Raw genomic sequence first — 16,652 nt, 5'->3', positions numbered from 1 at the left:
TGCCGTTGCCCGGCCTGGGCTCGGCTCTACCACGACGGTACTACGCAGTGCTCCGGTGGCTCGTGCTGGACAACGACCCGGATCGGCCCAGTGTTCCGAGTACGCCTCAGGCGTAGACGTGGGGGGCGAGCGTGCCCACCTCGCGCAGGTTGCGGTAGTTCTCGGCGTAGTCGAGGCCGTACCCCACGACGAACTCGTTGGGGATGTCGAAGCCCACCCACTTCACGTCGATCTCGACCTTCGCGGCCTCGGGCTTGCGGAGCAGCGTGCAGATCTCCACCGAGGCCGGCGAGCGGGACTCCAGGTTGGCCTTGATCCACGAGAGCGTCAGCCCGGAGTCGACGATGTCCTCGACGATGAGGACGTGCTTGCCGGTGATGTCGGTGTCGAGGTCCTTGAGGATCCGGACCACACCCGAGGACTTCGTGCCCGAGCCGTAGGACGACACGGCCATCCAGTCGACCGGGGCCGTGCCGGGCAGCGCGCGGGACAGGTCTGCCATCACCATGACGGCGCCCTTGAGGACGCCGACGAGGAGCAGGTCCTTGCCTTCGTACTCGGCCCAGATCTCGGTGGCGAGCTCGTCGAGCCTGGCGTGGATCTCCTCCTCGGTGATGAGGACCTTCTCGAGATCGGCTCCCATATGGGCAGCGTCCACGGCTCAAACTCCCTCAGTTGTCGGCGGGTGCGGGGCTATTCAACCCGAGCAGGTGGGGCGATGGATACCCGACCGCCAGATCGGGTCGCCTGCAGCGGGCCGGGCAGGCTCACCGGACCCTGTCCGTGCCACTGCGTGAGGAGGGCGTCACACGCCTCCGTATGCCGGGTGCTCACCTGCCCGGCCGGCGCACCGGCCGCGACCGCGAGGCGGCGCCAGACCCGGGTGCGCACGGCCCGCGGCAGGGCGGCCAGGTCCCCGGTCCTCCAGGGCCCGGCCCCCAGCGCCACGACGGCCGCGTCGGCGAGGTCGTCGAGGTGGTCGGCGTCCTGACGCAGAAGGTCCGCAGTGCGTGCGAGGGCGGCTGCGACACCGGGGCCGAGGTCGCGCTCGAGGTCCAGGAGGGCCCGGCGGGCGCGGACCCGGGTGAAGGCCGGGTCGTCGTTCATCGGGTCGTCCCACCGGGTGAGGCCCTCGGCGGCGCACGAGGATCGGGTCTGTGCCCTGGTGACCCCCAGGAGGGGACGCCGGAAGCGGTCGCGAGCCCGCGGCATACCGGCGAGGGACCTGGCGCCCGCACCCCGCGTGAGGCCGAGCAGGACCTGCTCCGCCTGGTCGTCGAGGGTGTGGCCCAGGAGAACGAGGCGCGCGCCGTGCCGCTCGGCGGCTGTGTCGAAGGCGGCGTAGCGGGCGTCGCGAGCGGCGGACTCGAGGCCGTCGGGGCCCTGGACGACCTCGACCACGGCCCTGCTCACCGGCGCCAGCCCGAGGGCCTCGCACTGCTCGGCCGCCCGGCGGGCAACGTCCGCGGACTCGGCCGAGAGCCCGTGGTCGACGACGACCGCACCGCCCCGGACAGCCAGCTTCGGCGCCTCGAAGGCGACCGCCGCCGCGAGCGCGAGCGAGTCCGCTCCCCCGCTGCACGCGACGAGGACCAGGTCGCCGGGCCGGCACTCGGCCAGGGTCACGCGCACAGCGACGCGGATGGCCGCGCTGGCCGGGTGGGGGCCGGTCACGTCAGACCTCCGGGAGCACAGTGCGAGGGTGTGCGGCCACCGGTCAGCCGTGGACCCGGGACACCCAGGCCGAGGGCGTGGCGATCTCGGCCGGCAGCGGGAGCGTCTCGGGGGACTCCCAGATGCGGTTGAAGCCGTCGGTGCCGACGGCCGCGGTGACCTCGCGGACGAAGATCGCGCCGTCGCGGTACTGCCGCATCTTGGCCTCGAGCCCCAGCAGCCGGCGCAGCACCCGGTCGAAGGCGCCGACGCCCTTGCGGCGCTCGTTGAACTTGCTGCGGATGTGGGCCACGGAGGGGATGATCTGGGGGCCGACCTCGTCCATGACGACGTCGGCGTGCCCCTCGAGCAGCGACATGACCGCCGTGACGCCGGCGAGCTCGGCGCGCTGCTCCGGCGTGGCGATCAGGTCGGTGAGGCCGGCGCCGCCGCTCTTGAGTGCGTCGGGCAGCTGCTTGGTGAGGCGCGAGAGCGTCTCCTGCAGCGACTCGGGGTCGGGGACCAGGTCGGACGCCAGGGTGCGGACGCGCTCGACCATGTGGTCGCGCAGCCAGGGCACCGCCGTGAACTGCACGCGGTGGGTCTCCTCGTGCATGCAGACCCAGAGCCGGAAGTCGGCCGGGTCGAGGCCGAGCTCGCGCTCGACCTGGACGAGGTTGGGGGCCACGAGCATCAGCTGTGGCGTGCCACCCGGTGCCAGGTCGTACTGACCGAGGACCTTGCTCGACATGAAGGCCAGCAGCGCCCCGGCCTCGCCGCCGGTGACCTTGCCGCCGATGGCCTGCATGGTCTGGTTCGGGGCGGTCTTCTGGCTGTCGACGAGCTTGCCGAAGACGGGGTCCATGAGCGCCGACATCGAGTCCGCGTTGAGCGAGATCCAGGTGCGGCGGTCGACGACGACGGGCCCGGGGGCGTCGCCGGGGGCGTGCAGCCGAGCGGTCTCGGCGACGGGTTGCTGAGCTCGGTGAGCCGCCGCCCGCACCGACGCGACGACCTCGGCAGCCTCGGCCACCGTCACCTTGGGTCCGGCGGGCACCAGCCGCGTCCCGGTGGTCTTGGCGAACTGCCAGTCGACGTAGCGGGTGGTCTTCGGAGCTGCTGCCTCGGACACGGTCATCCCCTCACGGTAGGTCAGGGACACCCGCAGGTCGCGAGCACCGCCACGAAGCGGTCCAACGCGGCCCGGGCGTTCAGCGTTCCGGGGCCCCCGGGGAGCCCGTCGGCCTGGACGACGAAGGACAGCACGCGCCCGTCGGCGTCGATGACGGTGCCGGCCATGGCGCTCACGCCGGTGAGCGTGCCGGTCTTGGCGCGGGCCAGGCCGGCGACGGCGCGCGTGTTCCTCGCGTGGAACCGGGTCGCCAGGGTGCCCGACAGGCCCGCCACGGGCAGCCGCGCGATGGTGTCCTGCATGGCGGGGACCGAACCGTCGGCTCCGAGCTGCAGCACGTCGGAGAGCACCTGCGGAGGGATCGCCTGACCCGAGGTGAGCCCGCTGGTGTCCTTGAGGACCACCCCCGTCAGGTCGACACCCCGGGCCTGCACCGTCGTCGTCACGAACAAGACGGCGGCCGCGAAGGTCGCAGGGTCCCCGGCCTTCACGGCTGCCATTCGCGCGAGCCCCTCGGTGAGCGCGTTGTCGCTGTCGTCGAGGGCGAGGGCGAGGAGGTCGCCGATCGGGGCCGACTCCACCCGCCCCAGCTCGGTGGCGCCCTCGGGCACCTTGGTGGACCAGGTGGCCTCCGGGGCGAGGGTCGCCGTGATGCCGACCTTGGCCAGGGCGGCCACGAAGGCGGCGCCCGTGGCGGCCTCGGGGTTGCGTGGTGCCGGCTTGAACGGCACGGCCCGCTGGCCTGCCAGGCCCAGCATCGAGACCCCTCCGGTGTAGCCGGCGTTCACGTCCGCCTGGTTCCAGCCCGGCGCCCAGCGCGGACCCTTGGCGTAGGTCGTGTCCAGCCGGAGACTGACCTGGGTCTTCCCTGCGGCCTGCAGCGCCGAGGCGACCTGATCCGCCAGGTCCGCCAGCCCGGCGCGACCCTCGACGGCGGTGGGCGTTCCCTTGCCCCTGGCCAGCATCGTGTCGCCGCCCGCGACCAGGACGATCTCGTCGGGCGTGGTGCCCTGCACCACGGTCGTGGGGAGGGTGGACAGGGGGTCGAGCGTCGTGTCGACCGCCAGCGCCGTCAGCAGCTTGGCCGTGGACGCGGGCACCCGGGCCCTCGTCGCGTCCTTGGTCAGCAGGGTCTGGCCCGTGAACGCGTCACGAACCACGATGCCCGGCCCGGGACGCAGCGCCGGGTCGGAGACGACGGTCGCGAGCGCCTTCGCCAGCGCGGCGGGGTCCGGGATCGGAGCACTGGCGGACGCGGGCTGGAGCGGTTGCGCGGCGGCGTCGATGGTCGGGACCGCGGCGGTCGTCGGCGTCGCCGTGCCGGTCGGGGTGGTGGTCGTCGGGGCGACCCGGGGCTGGTCACGCGTCAGGATCCCGGGCACGATGTCGAACACGTCGAGCGCTGCGTAGGCCACCCCCAGCACCACCACGGCCAGCAGGGCGGCGAGGATGCGACGCACTCGACCCCCTCAGGCGCTGGACTTGCGTCATACGGAACACTTAGCCGCGAGCCTAGGTCATAGGCGCGCGCACCAAGTCTCAGGCATGCGCACAACGGAAGGGACATCGTCGTGGAGTTCGACGTCACCATCGAGATCCCGCAGGGGCACCGCAACAAGTACGAGGTCGACCACGAGACGGGCCGGATCCGGCTCGACCGCCTGCTGTTCACCTCCACCCGCTACCCGGCCGACTACGGCTACGTCGAGGACAGCCTCGGCGAGGACAGCGACCCCCTCGACGCCCTCGTGCTCCTCGAGGAGCCGACCTTCCCCGGTTGCCTCGTGCGCGTGCGCCCGATCGGCATGTTCCACATGCGCGACGAGGCGGGCGGCGACGACAAGATCCTCTGTGTGCCCGCGGGCGACCCGCGCCAGGCGCACATCACCGAGCTCGAGCAGGTCAGCAGCTTCGACCGCCTCGAGATCCAGCACTTCTTCGAGACCTACAAGGACCTCGAGCCCGGCAAGTCCGTCGAAGGCGCCCACTGGGCCGGCCGTGAGGAAGCCGAGAAGGTGGTGCGCGAGGCGATCCAGCGCGCCAAGGACGCCGGCATGACGACCGCTCGGTGGCGCATGCCCGACGTGTCCGCCGAGCCGATGTCCGAGGCCAAGCCCCCCACCGACTGAACCCGCGCGCGGAGGCGAGCACCCGGCATACAGGAGCTAGGGACGGCCGCCGTAGGACACGAGGTCCGACCGGTAGATGGAGGCGTAGCGGACGTCGGCGCCGGTGTAGGGAGCCTCGATCATCTGGCCGTCGCCGACGTAGAGACCCACGTGGTGGCTGGTCGGGCCGGAGCTGCCGAAGAAGACGAGGTCACCGGCGCGCAGGTCGCTGATGGCGACCCGTGAGGTCTCCTCCCACTGCGCACCGGTGTAGTGCGAGAGGCCGACCCCGGCTCGCTGCCAGGCGCGCATCGTGAGACCGGAGCAGTCGAACGTGTTCGGGCCGTCGCCACCCCACTCGTAGGGCTTGCCGATCTGCGCGCGCGCGTACGCGATGACCGCGGAGACCCCACCGTTGGTGGACGGCGGCGGCGGGGGCGGGTTGTCGGGCTGCTGCCTGGGCTTCGGCTGGTTGTGCTGGGCGGCGTCGCGAGCAGCCTGCTCGGCGGCTTCGGCAGCGGCCTTCTGGCGAGCCGCTTCGGCCGCGGCACGGGCCGCTGCCTGCTGGGGCGCCTTCCGTGCGGCAGCAGTGCGGGCGGCCTTGGCCCGCTCGGCGGCAAGGCGAGCCTGCCTGGCCGCCTCGGCCGCGGCGGCGCGGGCGACGGCTGCCGCGGCCAGACCGTCCTGGCGCTGCTTCTCGAGGGTCACCGAGGTCTTGCGGAGGCTGGCCAGCTGCACGGTGAGCGCCTGCTGCTGGTGCTGGATCTGGGCTGCTGCGGCCTGGGCCTGGTCGGCCTGGGCCTGCGCAGCGTTGCGAGCCGCCTGGGCGGCCGCTGCCGCCTTGGCCTGCGCCGCTTCGGCGCTGGCGGCCTGCTGGCGCATGGTGTCGGCGACGATCGAGGAGGCGGCTGCCCGCTGCAGGGTGCGCGTCCGGGCGTCGCTGACGGCCTCGAGGGCGGTGGCGCGGTCCAGCAGGTCCTGCGGTCCGGTGCTCGACAGGTAGGCGTCGAGCTCACCGAGGTTGCCGCCCTGCTGGTAGACACTGGCCGCGTAGCGACGCACCTGCAGTCCCGCGGCGTCGGCGATCTCCTGGGCCTGGGCTGCACGCTTCTTGGCTGCCGCTGTCTCGGCCGTGCGCTTGTCGAGCTGGTAGCGGGCCCCGTTGTAGGCCTCGGCCGCTGCCGCCGCGCTCTCCTGCACCTGGCTCAGCCGGGCGCTGGCCGTCGCGTACTGCGCGTCAAGGCTCGAGACCTTGCCGGAGGTGCTGGCGACAGCCGACTTCGCCTTGTCGACCTGGGACTTGGACGGGTAGACCGGGCCCGGGTTGGCGGAGGCGGACAGCCCCGTGCTGACGGCCAGGATCCCCACGATCGACAGGGTCGCGCCGGAGCGCAGCGCGCGACGTGCGGGGCGGGCGTTCGGCACGGGGGATGCCTCTCGAGTCGGGGGACCGGTCTGGTTGTGACAGCCGCACGAGACTAGAGCCGGGTTTTCACTCGGAACACTCCAGTCACACAAATCCCACGCCTTACGCCGGTACGGCGAATGACACCCCTGTAGTTCGGGGAGTTACACGGATGTCTTTCAGCAGGCAGCGACGCTCCTTCGATCACCTGTCCGACAACGGTCACGAATCGGTAACGAAATCCGCATTTTCGCAGGTGAGAGGCCCTGAGCGGCGATCTCGCCCCGCTCCAGAAGTCGGCGAGATCAGGGCGTGATGGCCTCGCCGGCTCGCAGGGCGGCGTAGGCCTCGGGATCGCCTTCCTTCAGGGCCCGGCGGGTCTTGCGGCGGTAACGGAGGATCTGCACGACACCGGCACCCCAGACGAGGTACTGCACCGACATCGCGGCGCGGAAGGTGTCGACGTCGTAGGTGCTCGGCCCACCGGGCGCCACCCTGTCGAGGATGATGCCGATCAGCGTCACGGTCGACAGCGAGGCGAGGAAGCCGCCGACGTTCACGATCCCCGTGGCACTCCCGAGCCGCGTGGGCGGGTTGAACGTCCGGGCCAGGTCGAAGCCGACCAGCGAGCCGGGACCACCGACCGCCGTGATGACGACGAGCAGCACCAGCAGGGGCAGCGGCGCCCGCCCGGGCCACAGCAGCACGACCGCCCAGACCGTCATGATCGAGAAGACGATCCCGAGGATCAGGGTCGAGCGCGAGAACGGGTACTTCGTGACGAACCCACCGATGAGGGGACTGGTGACAACTGTCGTCACGGTCATCAGCATGAGCAGGATGCCCGCCGCCTTCGGCGAGAGCCCCTGCCCGGCCACGAGGAACGGGTAGCCCCACAGGAGGGCGAACACCGTCGCGCCGAACTGGGCGGAGAAGTGCGACCACAGGCCGAGCCGGGTGCCGGGGGTGCGCCAGGCGGCGCGCACGCTGCGGGCCAGCGCCCGGACCTTGATCTGGTCGAGCTCGTGGTCGGGGTTTGGCGAGTCCCGCACGACCACCAGGACGATCGCCGCCAGGACGACGCCGAAGAGCGCGGCACCCGCGTAGGACGGCGTCCAGCCCCAGGTGTGGAGGGCGTAGACGAGGGGAGTCGCCGCCACGAGGGCCCCCAGCTGGCCGAGGAGCCCGGTGAGCTGGGAGACCATCGGGATGCGCAGCGGCGGGAACCACAGGGCCACCAGGCGCAGCAGGGGGATGAAGATCATCGCGTCGCCGATCCCGACGAACACCCTGGCCGCGATGCCCACCACGAAGGAGTCGGCGAAGGCGAACCCCAGCTGCGCGACGGTCATCATCGTCACGCCCGTGAGCAGCAGCCTCTTGGGCCCGAACCGGTCGAGCAGCGCGCCGACGGGGATCTGCATGGCCGCATAGACGAGCAGCTGCACCATGGTGAACACGGACAGCTGCGTGGCCGCGATGTCGAAGCGCTCACTGGCCAGCAGCCCCGCCACCCCGAGCGAGCTGCGGTGGAAGACGGCCAGCACGTAGACCGACACGGACGCGGCATACACGATCCACGCCCGCCGCCCGCCGAGTGCGAACTGGGTGGCGGGTCTGGTCACGGCCCCAGTGTCCCCCAAGCCCGACTTCACGGGCACCGCGGGTCAAGCCAGGTAGTCCGCCAGCCCGGCTCGCCCCGACCTCATCATCCAGCCGTGGTTGGCGCGCAGCAACGGCCCGGTCACGCGCGCGGTCCGCGCCAGCAGCACGGGGGTGACGACGGCCTCCTGGTCGAAGTCGGCGATCGTGGCGCCGTCGTCACCAGCCCGGACCCGCCACTCGCACCAGCCCTCGAGGTCACCGCTGACCTCGACCCGCAAGTGACCGGTCGACGGGTCCTCGACCTCCCGTCGCAGCACCAGGTGCAGCGTGTAGGGCAGGAAGCTGCGGATGTCGGTGCGCCCGGAGTGGTCGTCGATGCGTTCGGCGGAGCGGACCTGCGGCCACCACAGCGCGTACCGCTCCACGTCCGCGAGTGCGTCGAAGACGCGCCCGGGAGCGGCGGGCAGGCGCCACCGGTGGTGGAAGTGGAAGGTCGGCACACCACTCATCATGCTCGCCCCCGCCGGGCCGCTGCCCACCACGTCCGCCCTCGCCAGGCACCCCGGTAGGTTCGCCCCATGGAGCGTTTCACCCGGGACGGCCTGGTGTTCGACGTCGCGGACAGCGGCGCCGGCGACGAGGTCGTGGTCCTGCTGCACGGCTGGCCCCAGGACCGGCACACGTGGTCGCAGGTGGCCCCGCTGCTCGCCGCCGACGGCCTGCGCGTGGTGACGTTCGACCAGCGGGGCTACTCGCCGGGCGCGCTCCCCCGGGGTCGCGATGCCTATCGCATGAGCGAGCTCGTGTCCGACGTGCTGGCCCTCGTCGACGCGCTCGGCGAGACCCGGGTGCACCTCGTGGGCCACGACTGGGGTGGCTCGGTCGCCTGGGCCTTCGCCGAGCGTCACCCCGAACGGCTGCTGAGCCTCACCGCGGTCTCCACGCCGCACCACCGGGCCATCGCCTGGGCGCTGCGCCACGCGGACCAGGCCCGGCGCAGCTGGTACATGGCCGCCTTCCAGCTCCCCGCCCTGCCCGAGCTGGTCCTGCGTCGTCGCCTGCCTGCCGCCCTGCGCCGTTCCGGCCTGCCCGAGCAGCACGTGCAGAGGTATGCCGCGCGGTTCCGTCGGCCGGGCATGGCCAGTGGCGGGTTGGCGTGGTATCGCGCAATTCCGTTGCGCCGCAGCGCCCCTCACGATGCGACCACCTCACACCGGATCTCGACGCCCACGGCCTACGTCTGGGGCCGGCACGACCCGGCGCTGGGCCGGGCGGCCGCCGAGCGCACCCGGAGCCACGTGGCCGCCGACTATACCTTCACCGAGCTCGACGCCGGGCACTGGCTGCCAGAGACCCATCCGCAGGAGGTCGCCGCGGTCATCCTCGAGCGGCGACGCACGCTCCAGCAGTAGATTCACGCCCAGGAGGTGGGTGCGATGACAGGTGGCACCGGACTGGCACAGGTGGCCCAGCACGCTGAGGACCTCGACCGAGCGGCCGCCTTCTACGAACGGCTGCTCGGGTCGCCACCACTGGCCAGGTTCGACCCGCCCGGACTGCTGTTCTTCGGGCTCGGCGACACCCGGCTCCTCCTCGAGGAGGGTGCGAGCTCGGCCCTGCTGTACCTCGCCGTCGACGACGTCCCCACCCGCATCGAGGAGCTGCGCGCCGACGGGGTCGTGGTCGAGGCCGAGCCGCACGTCATCTTCAGCCACACCGACGACACCCTCGGGCCCGCCGGCAGCGACGAGTGGATGGCCTTCATCCGCGACAGCGAGGGCAACCTCGTCGGGCTGGTCAGCCACGCGCCGAGGGCAGACGGCTGACCACAGCGCCCCCGCTGCCCGACCCTGCGCTGGTCGTGCTCGTCGGCCCGAGCGGTGCGGGCAAGTCGACCTGGGCTGCGCAGCACTACCGGCAGCAGGAGGTCGTGTCGTCGGACGCCCTGCGCGCGGTGGTCGGCAGTGGTGAGCACGACCTCGACGCATCGGCCGACGCGTTCGCGGTCCTGCACCAGGTCGTGGCGGCGCGGGCTCGCCGCGGACTGACCGTCGTCGTCGACACCCTCGGGCTGGACCCGGACCTCCGCGACCGCCTGCGCGAGCAAGGCCGGGCGGCTGGACTTCCTTGCGTCGCAGTGCTTTTCGAGACAACCCCCGCCGTATGCCGCGCGCGCAACTCCCAGCGCGACCGACCCGTTCCCGCGGCCGTACTGGGCCGACAGCTCGCGACGTTCGGGCGCGTCCGCGAGGCCCTCGCCGACGAGGGGTGGGACGTGGTCCGGACCGTCAGCGAGACGTCGTCGGCGGCCGACCGGATGTCGGGGACCACCACAACGCCGGAGGACGCGGCGGCCGCTCGGCCGGCGTCCGCCGGACAGGTGACCGCGGCGTCGACGACCGGGGCGGGTGACCTCGGGCTCGACGTCGTGATCCAGGTGTCACGTTTTCCCTGGGGTGCGGACCCGGCCGGCTGGCTGCGTTCGGTAGCCCTGGCGGCGGACCACTTCGGCTTCAGCGGGATCGCCCTCATGGACCACCTGATCCAGATCCCCCAGGTGGACCGGGCCTGGGAGCCGATCCCCGAGCCGTGGGTGACGCTGGGCATGCTCGCCGGCCTGGACACGAACCTGCGACTCGGCACCCTCGTCTCGCCGGTGACCTTCCGCGCTCCCGGCATCATCGCGAAAACCGTTGCCACGCTTGATGTGCTCTCCGGTGGTCGCGCCTTCGTCGGACTCGGGGCCGGCTGGTGGGAGCGCGAGCACCTCGCGTTCGGGCTGCCCTTTCCCCCGCCGGCAGAACGGCTCGACCAGCTCGAGGCCTCGATCGAGACGATCCGCGCCCTGTGGGGCAAGGGCACCAAGGCACACCAGGGCAGACGGGTCACGTTGCCCGAGACCACGGCATACCCGCGGCCTGTGGGGCAACCACAGATCATCGTGGGCGGCGGCGGCGAGCAGCGGACGCTGCGCATCGCGGCGGAGCTCGCGGACGCCTGCAACCTCCCCAGCAACCTGCCGACGCTGGAACGCAAGCTCGCCGTCCTGCGCAGGCACTGCGACAGGGTCGGGCGCGATGCCGACGAGGTGGCCGTGACCGTGCTGGACCTCCCTGTCGTCGGCCTCGACCGTGAGGACACCTGGCGCCGGGTCGAGCGGCTGCGAGGTCGCACGCCGGCCACGACCTACGCGTCACGTCACCACGCGGGCGAAGCGGCCCTGCACCACGAGCGCCTCCTCACGTTGGCGCAACGCGGCGTCCGGACCGTCTTCGTGGGCTTGCCCGACCTCGAAGGCCCCGAGGACGTCGAGCGGCTCGCGGGAGTCCTGACCGGCCGTTAGACATGACCGAGCCGGGTGCCACCTCGTCGAAGTGGCACCCGGCGTCGCGGTCAGCAGGCCCGTGCGGTGACGGGCCGGGGTCAGGCCGAGGCGGAGACACCCGTGAGCTGGGTCAGCGCGAACTCGGTGATGCGAACGAGGGCCCGCTTGGCGGACTCGCGGTCGCGGGCATCGACCGCGATGACGGGGATGTGCGACGGGATGGCGAGAGCCTCGCGGATCTCGTCGGGACCGAACTCCTGCGAACCGTCGAACTGGTTGAGCGCGACGATGAACGGCAGGCCCTTGGCCTCGAAGTAGTCGACGGCGGCGAAGCTGTCGTCGAGGCGACGGACGTCGACCAGAACGACGGCACCGATGGCGCCCTTGACCAGGTCGTCCCACATGAACCAGAACCGGCGCTGGCCAGGAGTGCCGAACAGGTAGAGAACGAGGTTCTCGGCCAAGGTGATGCGACCGAAGTCCATCGCCACGGTGGTGGTGTGCTTCTGCTGCACCTTGGAGATGTCGTCCTGGCCTTCGGACTCGTTGGTGACAAGAGCCTCGGTGCGCAGGGGATCGATCTCGGAGACGGCACCAACGAAGGTGGTCTTGCCGACGCCGAACCCGCCGGCCACGACAATCTTCGTCGAGGCGCTGTTGCGGCTAGAGGGCGCGTAGTCCACTGAGTGTCCTTTCAATCAGTTCACGTCGTTCGTCGGATGTCGTGTTTTCGGAGATGGTCGTTCGCGTCTTGAGGTGCCCGGCGGTGACCAGGTCACCCAGGAGCACCCGGGCGACGCCGAGTGGGATGTGCAGCTTTGCCGAGACCTCGGCCACCGACTCCTTGGCTGCGCACAGGTCGATGATCCGCCCCGAGAGGTCGCCCTCGGGCCAGGTCGTGGTGCGTCCGGAGGGAAGCACCTCGAACGTGGCCTCGATGGGAAGGTCGACCACGGACTCGGTGCGTCCGGACGTCAGTGCGTACGGCCGGACCAGGCGAGGGCCTGCCGACACTTCGCGTCCGTCTGGCGCCATGGGTCTAGCCCGACATCGGGGTCCGGGCAGACGCGTCGATCATCTTGCCGACGCGGTCGACCAGGACCGCCATCTCGTAGCCGACCTGACCGATGTCAGAGTCGGTGCTGGTGAGTGCTGCCAGGTGCGAGCCGTCCCCGACGCTCATGAGGAGCAGGTAGCCCAGCTCCATCTCGATGACGGACTGCAGGACCGTGCCGCCCTGGAAGAGGCGGGCCGCGCCCGAGGCGAGGCTGGCCATGCCCGAGGCCACGGCTGCCATCTGCTCGGCGCGATCGACGGGCAGCTGCTCGCTGGCGGCCATGGGAAGCCCGTCGGCGGACACCAGGATGGCGTGTGAAACGCCAGGGGTCTCCGTCGTGAACTTGGCCACGAGCCAGTCGTACTCGCCCTTGGGCTGGGCCATGGCGTCAGTGGTGTACATCGGCTTCCTCTCGGTGTGTTCCATCTTGTGCCTCGGTGCGAGCGGAGCTCACGCCGTTCTTGTGGCGGTTGAGGTTGCGGCGGATCGATTCGGGATCGCGTCGCGATGCTGCGGGGGCAGCGGGCTTCTCGTCGGCCTCGTCGACGGCGCCGGGGATCAGGTAGCTGCCCGGGCGTCGCATGGGGAGGCCGGCTGCGGACTCTTCCAGGGGTTGGGTCTCCTCGATCCGTGCGGCGGCTGACCACGCCTGGTCAGCCTCGTTGGTCGACCACGATGCCGATGCGGGCACCGACGAGTCGTCGGTCAGCCAGCGCGACATCATCGCTCGGAAGATGGGGGTGTCGTTGAGGTTCCCGCTGCGAGGCGCGCTCGCCGGCTCCTCGACGTCCTCGGGCGCCACCGCAACCAGCTCGGTGGTCTCCTCGGCTGCCGTCTCGACGCCCTCGTCGACGCGCTGTTCGGGAGCGTCGGCGACTGCCTCGACCACCGGCTCCTGGAACGCGACGACCTCGGTCTCCTGCTCGACGTCGGCGACTGCCTCGACCACCGGCTCCTGGAACGCGACGACCTCGGTCTCCTGCTCGACAACGGCGACCGGCTCGGTCACGGCCTCGGGCACGGACTCGGTGGTCGCGGCCTCCGCGCTGACGACGGTCTCCTCGCGCTCCGGCACCACGGCCGCGTCGCGGGCCCGACGGGCGCCGAAGAAGGACGTGTTGTGCGCCCGCATCGCCGGCCGTGAGCTGGGTGCGCCAGCCGTGGGGTCCTGGGTGGCAAGCGCGGACGTCGCCCCCGGGACGCGGGTCGGCAGCGGCGTGGCACCTTCCGGCCCGGTGACAGGGGCCTGGACGACATCGAGGCTGTCGACCGGCGCCGACACCTCGGCGGAAGCCTCCGCCGGCGCGTCGGCAACGGCCTCGGGTGCGCCGTCAGCAACCAGCTCGCCTCCGGCCTCTCCGACGGGAGCGTCGTCAGAGTCCTGCTCGGAGTGCTGCTCCGGGACCTGGTCGGACCCGGCATCGGCGGCCTCGACAAGGGCGACCTCGGCCACCCACTCCTCGGGCACGTGCATCTCGGTGGTCGAGTCGTGCGAGTCCATCGAGTCGCTGCTGACCGACGAGCCGTTCGACTCAGGTGAGTGGATCGAGTCGATCGAGTCGATCGAGTTGTCCTGGGCGGCGATGTCGGTGTGCGCTGCGGTCTCGCCGTCGGTTGCCGGGTCCTCGGCCCCGAGCTCACGGGCCTTGCCGGCCTCGACGATCTTGGCGCGGTGCTCGAGCCAGGCGGACAGGTTGGAGGGCATCTGACGGGGCTCGTCGACCTCCGCCTCGATCCGGGCGGCTTCGGCGGCCGCCTTCGCGCGGCCGGGAAGCCAGCTGAGCCGGCCCGACTTGGCGGCGGGGGCACTCGACTTGGCACCGGGCTTGGTCGGTGCTTCCTCCTCGGGCGCGGACGGGGCGTCCTCGAACTCGCGGTACTCGGTGATCCCGGTGGCCCGTGGCTTGCGGACCGGAAGTCCGGACGCCGAGAGCTGGGGCCCGGTGGCTGCCTCTGCCGCCGGAGCGTCCTGGCTCTGGGTGGGGGCCTCGGTGACCTCGGGGTCGGAGACCTGGGGGTCGGCGACAGCGGCCGTCGCAGCCTCGGCAGGAACCTGCGTGGCCGGGGTGTCGTCCGTCGGCGCGACGGTCGCGCCGTTGACGGCGGGCTTGTCGGACGAGCCGTTGACACCCTTCTCCGGGGCGGCGTGGCCGTTGGTGGGCGCCTTCTCCTCCACCGCCGCGTCGGCACCGTCGATGACGGGCTTGGCGGGGGTCTGTATGCCGTTCGCGGCCGAGGGGCCGTGGGCCCCCGGCGTGCGGGTGGGCAGCACCTTCTTGGCTGCACCCGGCACCGGGCTCGGCGTGGCGCCGCTGGCGCCGCGCACGCGGGTGGGCAGGCCGGACTTGGTGGTGCCGCCGACAGCCGACGCGGGCGGGGCTCCGAGGGAGGAGGCTGCCGGCGCCTCAGGAACGGCTGGAGCAGCGGCCGGGCGCGCCGGGCGCTCGCCCCGGCTGCTGTCGGCGAGCAGGGCCGCGGGCAGGTGCACGGACACCGTGATGCCCTGCTTGTCGTCGCCGTTGCGGCGCAGCCGCACCGCGATGCCGTGCCGCTTCGCGAGGCTTCCGACCACGAACAGGCCCATGCGACGGGCGGTGTCGGCGGTGATGTCGCCACCGTGCGCGAGCTGGTCGTTGAGGGCAGCAAGCTCCTTGGGCGGCATACCGAGGCCACGGTCGGAGACCTCGATGAGGAGGCCGCCTTCGGGCGTGCGGGCACCACGGATCGCCACACGGGAGGTGGGCGGCGAGTAGGAGAGGGCGTTGTCCACGACCTCGGCGACCAGGTGGATGAGGTCGGAGCCGACCGCACCCAGGACGTGGTCGTTCGAGGTGTCACCGATGTCGATGCGCTCGTAGTTCTCCACCTCGGACACGGCCGCACGGACTGCGTCGGAGACCGAGACCGACCCGGACACGCCACGACGGGTGGACGTGCCGGCGAGCACCAGCAGCGAGTCGCTGTTGCGGCGCATACGGGCGGCGAGGTGGTCGAGGCGGAAGAGGCTCTGCAGCCGCTTGGGGTCTTCCTCGTCGCTCTCGAGGCGCTCGATGAGGCTGAGCTGCTGGTCGATGAGGGACGTGCTCCGGCGCGACAGCGTCTCGAACATGTGGCCGACCTGAACACGCAGGCGGGCCTGCTCGCCGGCGAGGGTGCGGGCCTGGGTGTGGAGGTCGTCCACGGCGCGAGCGAGCTGACCCATCTCCTCGGTCGTGTGGACCGGGATCGGTTCGAAGGCGGGGAGCTCGGTGCCGTCACGCATGGCGGTGACCGCTTCCGGCAGCCGCTTGTTGGCAACCTCCAGGGCGCCCTGGCGCACGGCGCGGATCGGGAGGAGGAGCGAGCGGATGAGGGCCACGACCAGGGCCAGGGCGGCCGTCAGCGCAGCGATCACGATGATGGCGTTGAGGATCGCTGCGGTGCGGTGCTCTGCCGCGCGCTGGCGGAGGTTGGTCTCGAGCGCGGTCAGCTGCCCGTCCATGAGCTTGGTGTAGCCGGCGTTGCTGGACTCGATGACCGTTCCGAGCCCCTGGATCTGGGCCTTGTCGGGCGACGCCTGCTGGAGGGTGTAGCCACGGCGGCCGTTCTCGTTGAGGAGCTGGCGGACCTGTCCGACCTGCTCGCCCGTCGAGGCCGACATGAGTCGCGTCAGGGCTGCGGTCTCGGCGCCGACCTGACCGACGGCGCGCAGGTTGGCGGCTGCGTCGTCAGTGTTGGCGAGGTTGACCTGTTCGCCGGTCATGGCGCGCTGGGCGGCGATGGCGTCCTGGAGGGCCACGACGAGCTTGGCGGAGGCCGAGTCGTCGCTGAGGCCGAGGTCGGAGACCGCCGAGGACATCAGGGTGGCGGTGTTGCCCGACTTGTCGATGACGGTGTCGGAGAAGCCGTTCTGCGTCTTGGCCGTACGCACTGCCTGCCCGAGCGACAGCGCCGTCGTGGCGCTCTCCTTCACCGAGTCAGGGACGCCGGGGACCTTGATGGCGATGCGGAGGTTCGCCGCCGCGGACTCGTACTTCGTGATGGCGGCGATGACGCCGCCGCCGCCGACGCTCTCGGCAGCAGCCAGCCGCTGGACTGCGAGGTTGTACTCGACAACGGGGCGGATGACGAGGACGGTGTCCGCGGCCCGCGAGAGCTTGCGAGAGGAGTCGAAGTCGTTCTTGACGCGGAGGCCACCGAAGACGAAGGCCAGCAGCACGGGAAGAACGATGGCGGCTGCCAGTTTGCGACGGAGGGGCCACTGACCGAACGACCAGCGTTGGGGGACACGGCCAGCCGCCGACTGCAGTCTGGACACGGAGCCACCTTCCTCACGACGAAAACTTGGGCGAACGGCAACATACGTGCGCCCACAGGGGGCAGGGATA

General features: G+C 71.6%; 15 protein-coding genes. 4 read left to right on the top strand and 11 right to left on the bottom strand.

Translation table 11 applies throughout. The features are described 5' to 3' along the window. Positions 1 to 106: 106 nt before the first annotated feature. From hpt to dacB, 4 genes are read right to left on the bottom strand one after another with little or no spacing between them, the layout of a single operon-like run. Complete coding sequence (gene hpt, locus AC1DWR_RS17250; RefSeq protein WP_477613816.1) at positions 107 to 658, bottom strand: hypoxanthine phosphoribosyltransferase; 552 nt, start codon at positions 656 to 658, stop codon at positions 107 to 109. A 35-nt stretch (positions 659 to 693) separates the two neighbouring features. Next, positions 694 to 1,674, bottom strand: coding sequence for a tRNA lysidine(34) synthetase TilS (gene tilS, locus AC1DWR_RS17245; protein WP_477613817.1), 981 nt, complete (start codon positions 1,672 to 1,674; stop codon positions 694 to 696). A 43-nt stretch (positions 1,675 to 1,717) separates the two neighbouring features. Further along, positions 1,718 to 2,791, bottom strand: a complete 1,074-nt coding sequence (locus tag AC1DWR_RS17240; RefSeq protein WP_477624875.1) for a zinc-dependent metalloprotease — start codon at positions 2,789 to 2,791, stop codon at positions 1,718 to 1,720. Positions 2,792 to 2,805: 14 nt separating this feature from the next. Further along, the gene (gene dacB / locus AC1DWR_RS17235; RefSeq protein ID WP_477613819.1) at positions 2,806 to 4,245 is read right to left on the bottom strand and encodes a D-alanyl-D-alanine carboxypeptidase/D-alanyl-D-alanine endopeptidase; all 1,440 of its coding nucleotides are present in this window, start codon (positions 4,243 to 4,245) and stop codon (positions 2,806 to 2,808) included. A gap of 111 nt (positions 4,246 to 4,356) precedes the next feature. Here dacB and AC1DWR_RS17230 point away from each other — a divergent pair, with 111 nt between their 5' ends. Then, positions 4,357 to 4,914: an inorganic diphosphatase gene (locus AC1DWR_RS17230; RefSeq protein ID WP_477613820.1), complete on the top strand. Its 558-nt coding sequence runs from the start codon at positions 4,357 to 4,359 to the stop codon at positions 4,912 to 4,914. A 36-nt stretch (positions 4,915 to 4,950) separates the two neighbouring features. On the opposite strand, the gene AC1DWR_RS17225 is transcribed toward AC1DWR_RS17230, so the two are convergent. From AC1DWR_RS17225 to AC1DWR_RS17215, 3 genes are all read right to left on the bottom strand, one after another. Continuing rightward, positions 4,951 to 6,318 (bottom strand): C40 family peptidase, encoded by a 1,368-nt coding sequence (locus AC1DWR_RS17225; RefSeq protein WP_477613821.1) that lies wholly within the window; start codon positions 6,316 to 6,318, stop codon positions 4,951 to 4,953. Between the two features lie 285 nt (positions 6,319 to 6,603). Further along, entirely contained in the window at positions 6,604 to 7,923 is a 1,320-nt protein-coding gene (locus AC1DWR_RS17220; RefSeq protein WP_477613822.1) for an MFS transporter, read from the bottom strand. Between the two features lie 42 nt (positions 7,924 to 7,965). Further along, positions 7,966 to 8,403 carry an SRPBCC family protein gene (locus AC1DWR_RS17215; protein ID WP_477613823.1) on the bottom strand — a complete coding sequence of 146 codons (438 nt, stop codon included), beginning with the start codon at positions 8,401 to 8,403 and terminating at the stop codon, positions 7,966 to 7,968. 78 nt (positions 8,404 to 8,481) lie between these two features. On the opposite strand from AC1DWR_RS17215, the gene AC1DWR_RS17210 reads away from it, so the two are divergent. Genes AC1DWR_RS17210 through AC1DWR_RS17200 form a run of 3 tightly spaced genes read left to right on the top strand, consistent with a single transcriptional unit; the run spans position 8,482 to position 11,246 of the window. Continuing rightward, entirely contained in the window at positions 8,482 to 9,315 is an 834-nt protein-coding gene (locus AC1DWR_RS17210; RefSeq protein WP_477624874.1) for an alpha/beta fold hydrolase, read from the top strand. 24 nt (positions 9,316 to 9,339) lie between these two features. Continuing rightward, the gene (locus AC1DWR_RS17205) at positions 9,340 to 9,729 is read left to right on the top strand and encodes a VOC family protein (protein ID WP_477613825.1); all 390 of its coding nucleotides are present in this window, start codon (positions 9,340 to 9,342) and stop codon (positions 9,727 to 9,729) included. A gap of 35 nt (positions 9,730 to 9,764) precedes the next feature. After that, positions 9,765 to 11,246: an LLM class flavin-dependent oxidoreductase gene (locus tag AC1DWR_RS17200; RefSeq protein ID WP_477613826.1), complete on the top strand. Its 1,482-nt coding sequence runs from the start codon at positions 9,765 to 9,767 to the stop codon at positions 11,244 to 11,246. An 80-nt stretch (positions 11,247 to 11,326) separates the two neighbouring features. Here the strand turns inward: AC1DWR_RS17200 and AC1DWR_RS17195 are convergent, their stop codons facing one another. The 4 genes from AC1DWR_RS17195 to AC1DWR_RS17180 form a co-directional block, all read right to left on the bottom strand. Further along, entirely contained in the window at positions 11,327 to 11,911 is a 585-nt protein-coding gene (locus AC1DWR_RS17195) for a GTP-binding protein (protein WP_477624873.1), read from the bottom strand. After that, positions 11,892 to 12,182, bottom strand: a complete 291-nt coding sequence (locus AC1DWR_RS17190; RefSeq protein ID WP_477624872.1) for a DUF742 domain-containing protein — start codon at positions 12,180 to 12,182, stop codon at positions 11,892 to 11,894. Before AC1DWR_RS17190 ends, AC1DWR_RS17195 begins: the two co-directional genes overlap by 20 nt. A gap of 85 nt (positions 12,183 to 12,267) precedes the next feature. Further along, positions 12,268 to 12,687, bottom strand: a complete 420-nt coding sequence (locus AC1DWR_RS17185; RefSeq protein WP_477613829.1) for a roadblock/LC7 domain-containing protein — start codon at positions 12,685 to 12,687, stop codon at positions 12,268 to 12,270. After that, positions 12,674 to 16,582, bottom strand: a complete 3,909-nt coding sequence (locus AC1DWR_RS17180; RefSeq protein ID WP_477624871.1) for an ATP-binding protein — start codon at positions 16,580 to 16,582, stop codon at positions 12,674 to 12,676. Before AC1DWR_RS17180 ends, AC1DWR_RS17185 begins: the two co-directional genes overlap by 14 nt. Between the last annotated feature and the right edge of the window lie 70 nt (positions 16,583 to 16,652).

Source organism: Pedococcus sp. P2_E2 (genome assembly GCF_056403955.1).
This window is presented reverse-complemented; position numbering and strand designations above follow the sequence as displayed.

Excerpts from the sequence above, each read along its gene's own strand:
- AC1DWR_RS17240 (WP_477624875.1), bottom strand. The coding sequence starts at position 2,791 with ATGACCGTGTCCGAGGCAGCAGCTCCGAAGACCACCCGCTACGTCGAC.
- AC1DWR_RS17210 (WP_477624874.1), top strand. The coding sequence starts at position 8,482 with ATGGAGCGTTTCACCCGGGACGGCCTGGTGTTCGACGTCGCGGACAGC.
- AC1DWR_RS17205 (WP_477613825.1), top strand. The coding sequence starts at position 9,340 with ATGACAGGTGGCACCGGACTGGCACAGGTGGCCCAGCACGCTGAGGAC.
- AC1DWR_RS17185 (WP_477613829.1), bottom strand. The coding sequence starts at position 12,687 with ATGTACACCACTGACGCCATGGCCCAGCCCAAGGGCGAGTACGACTGG.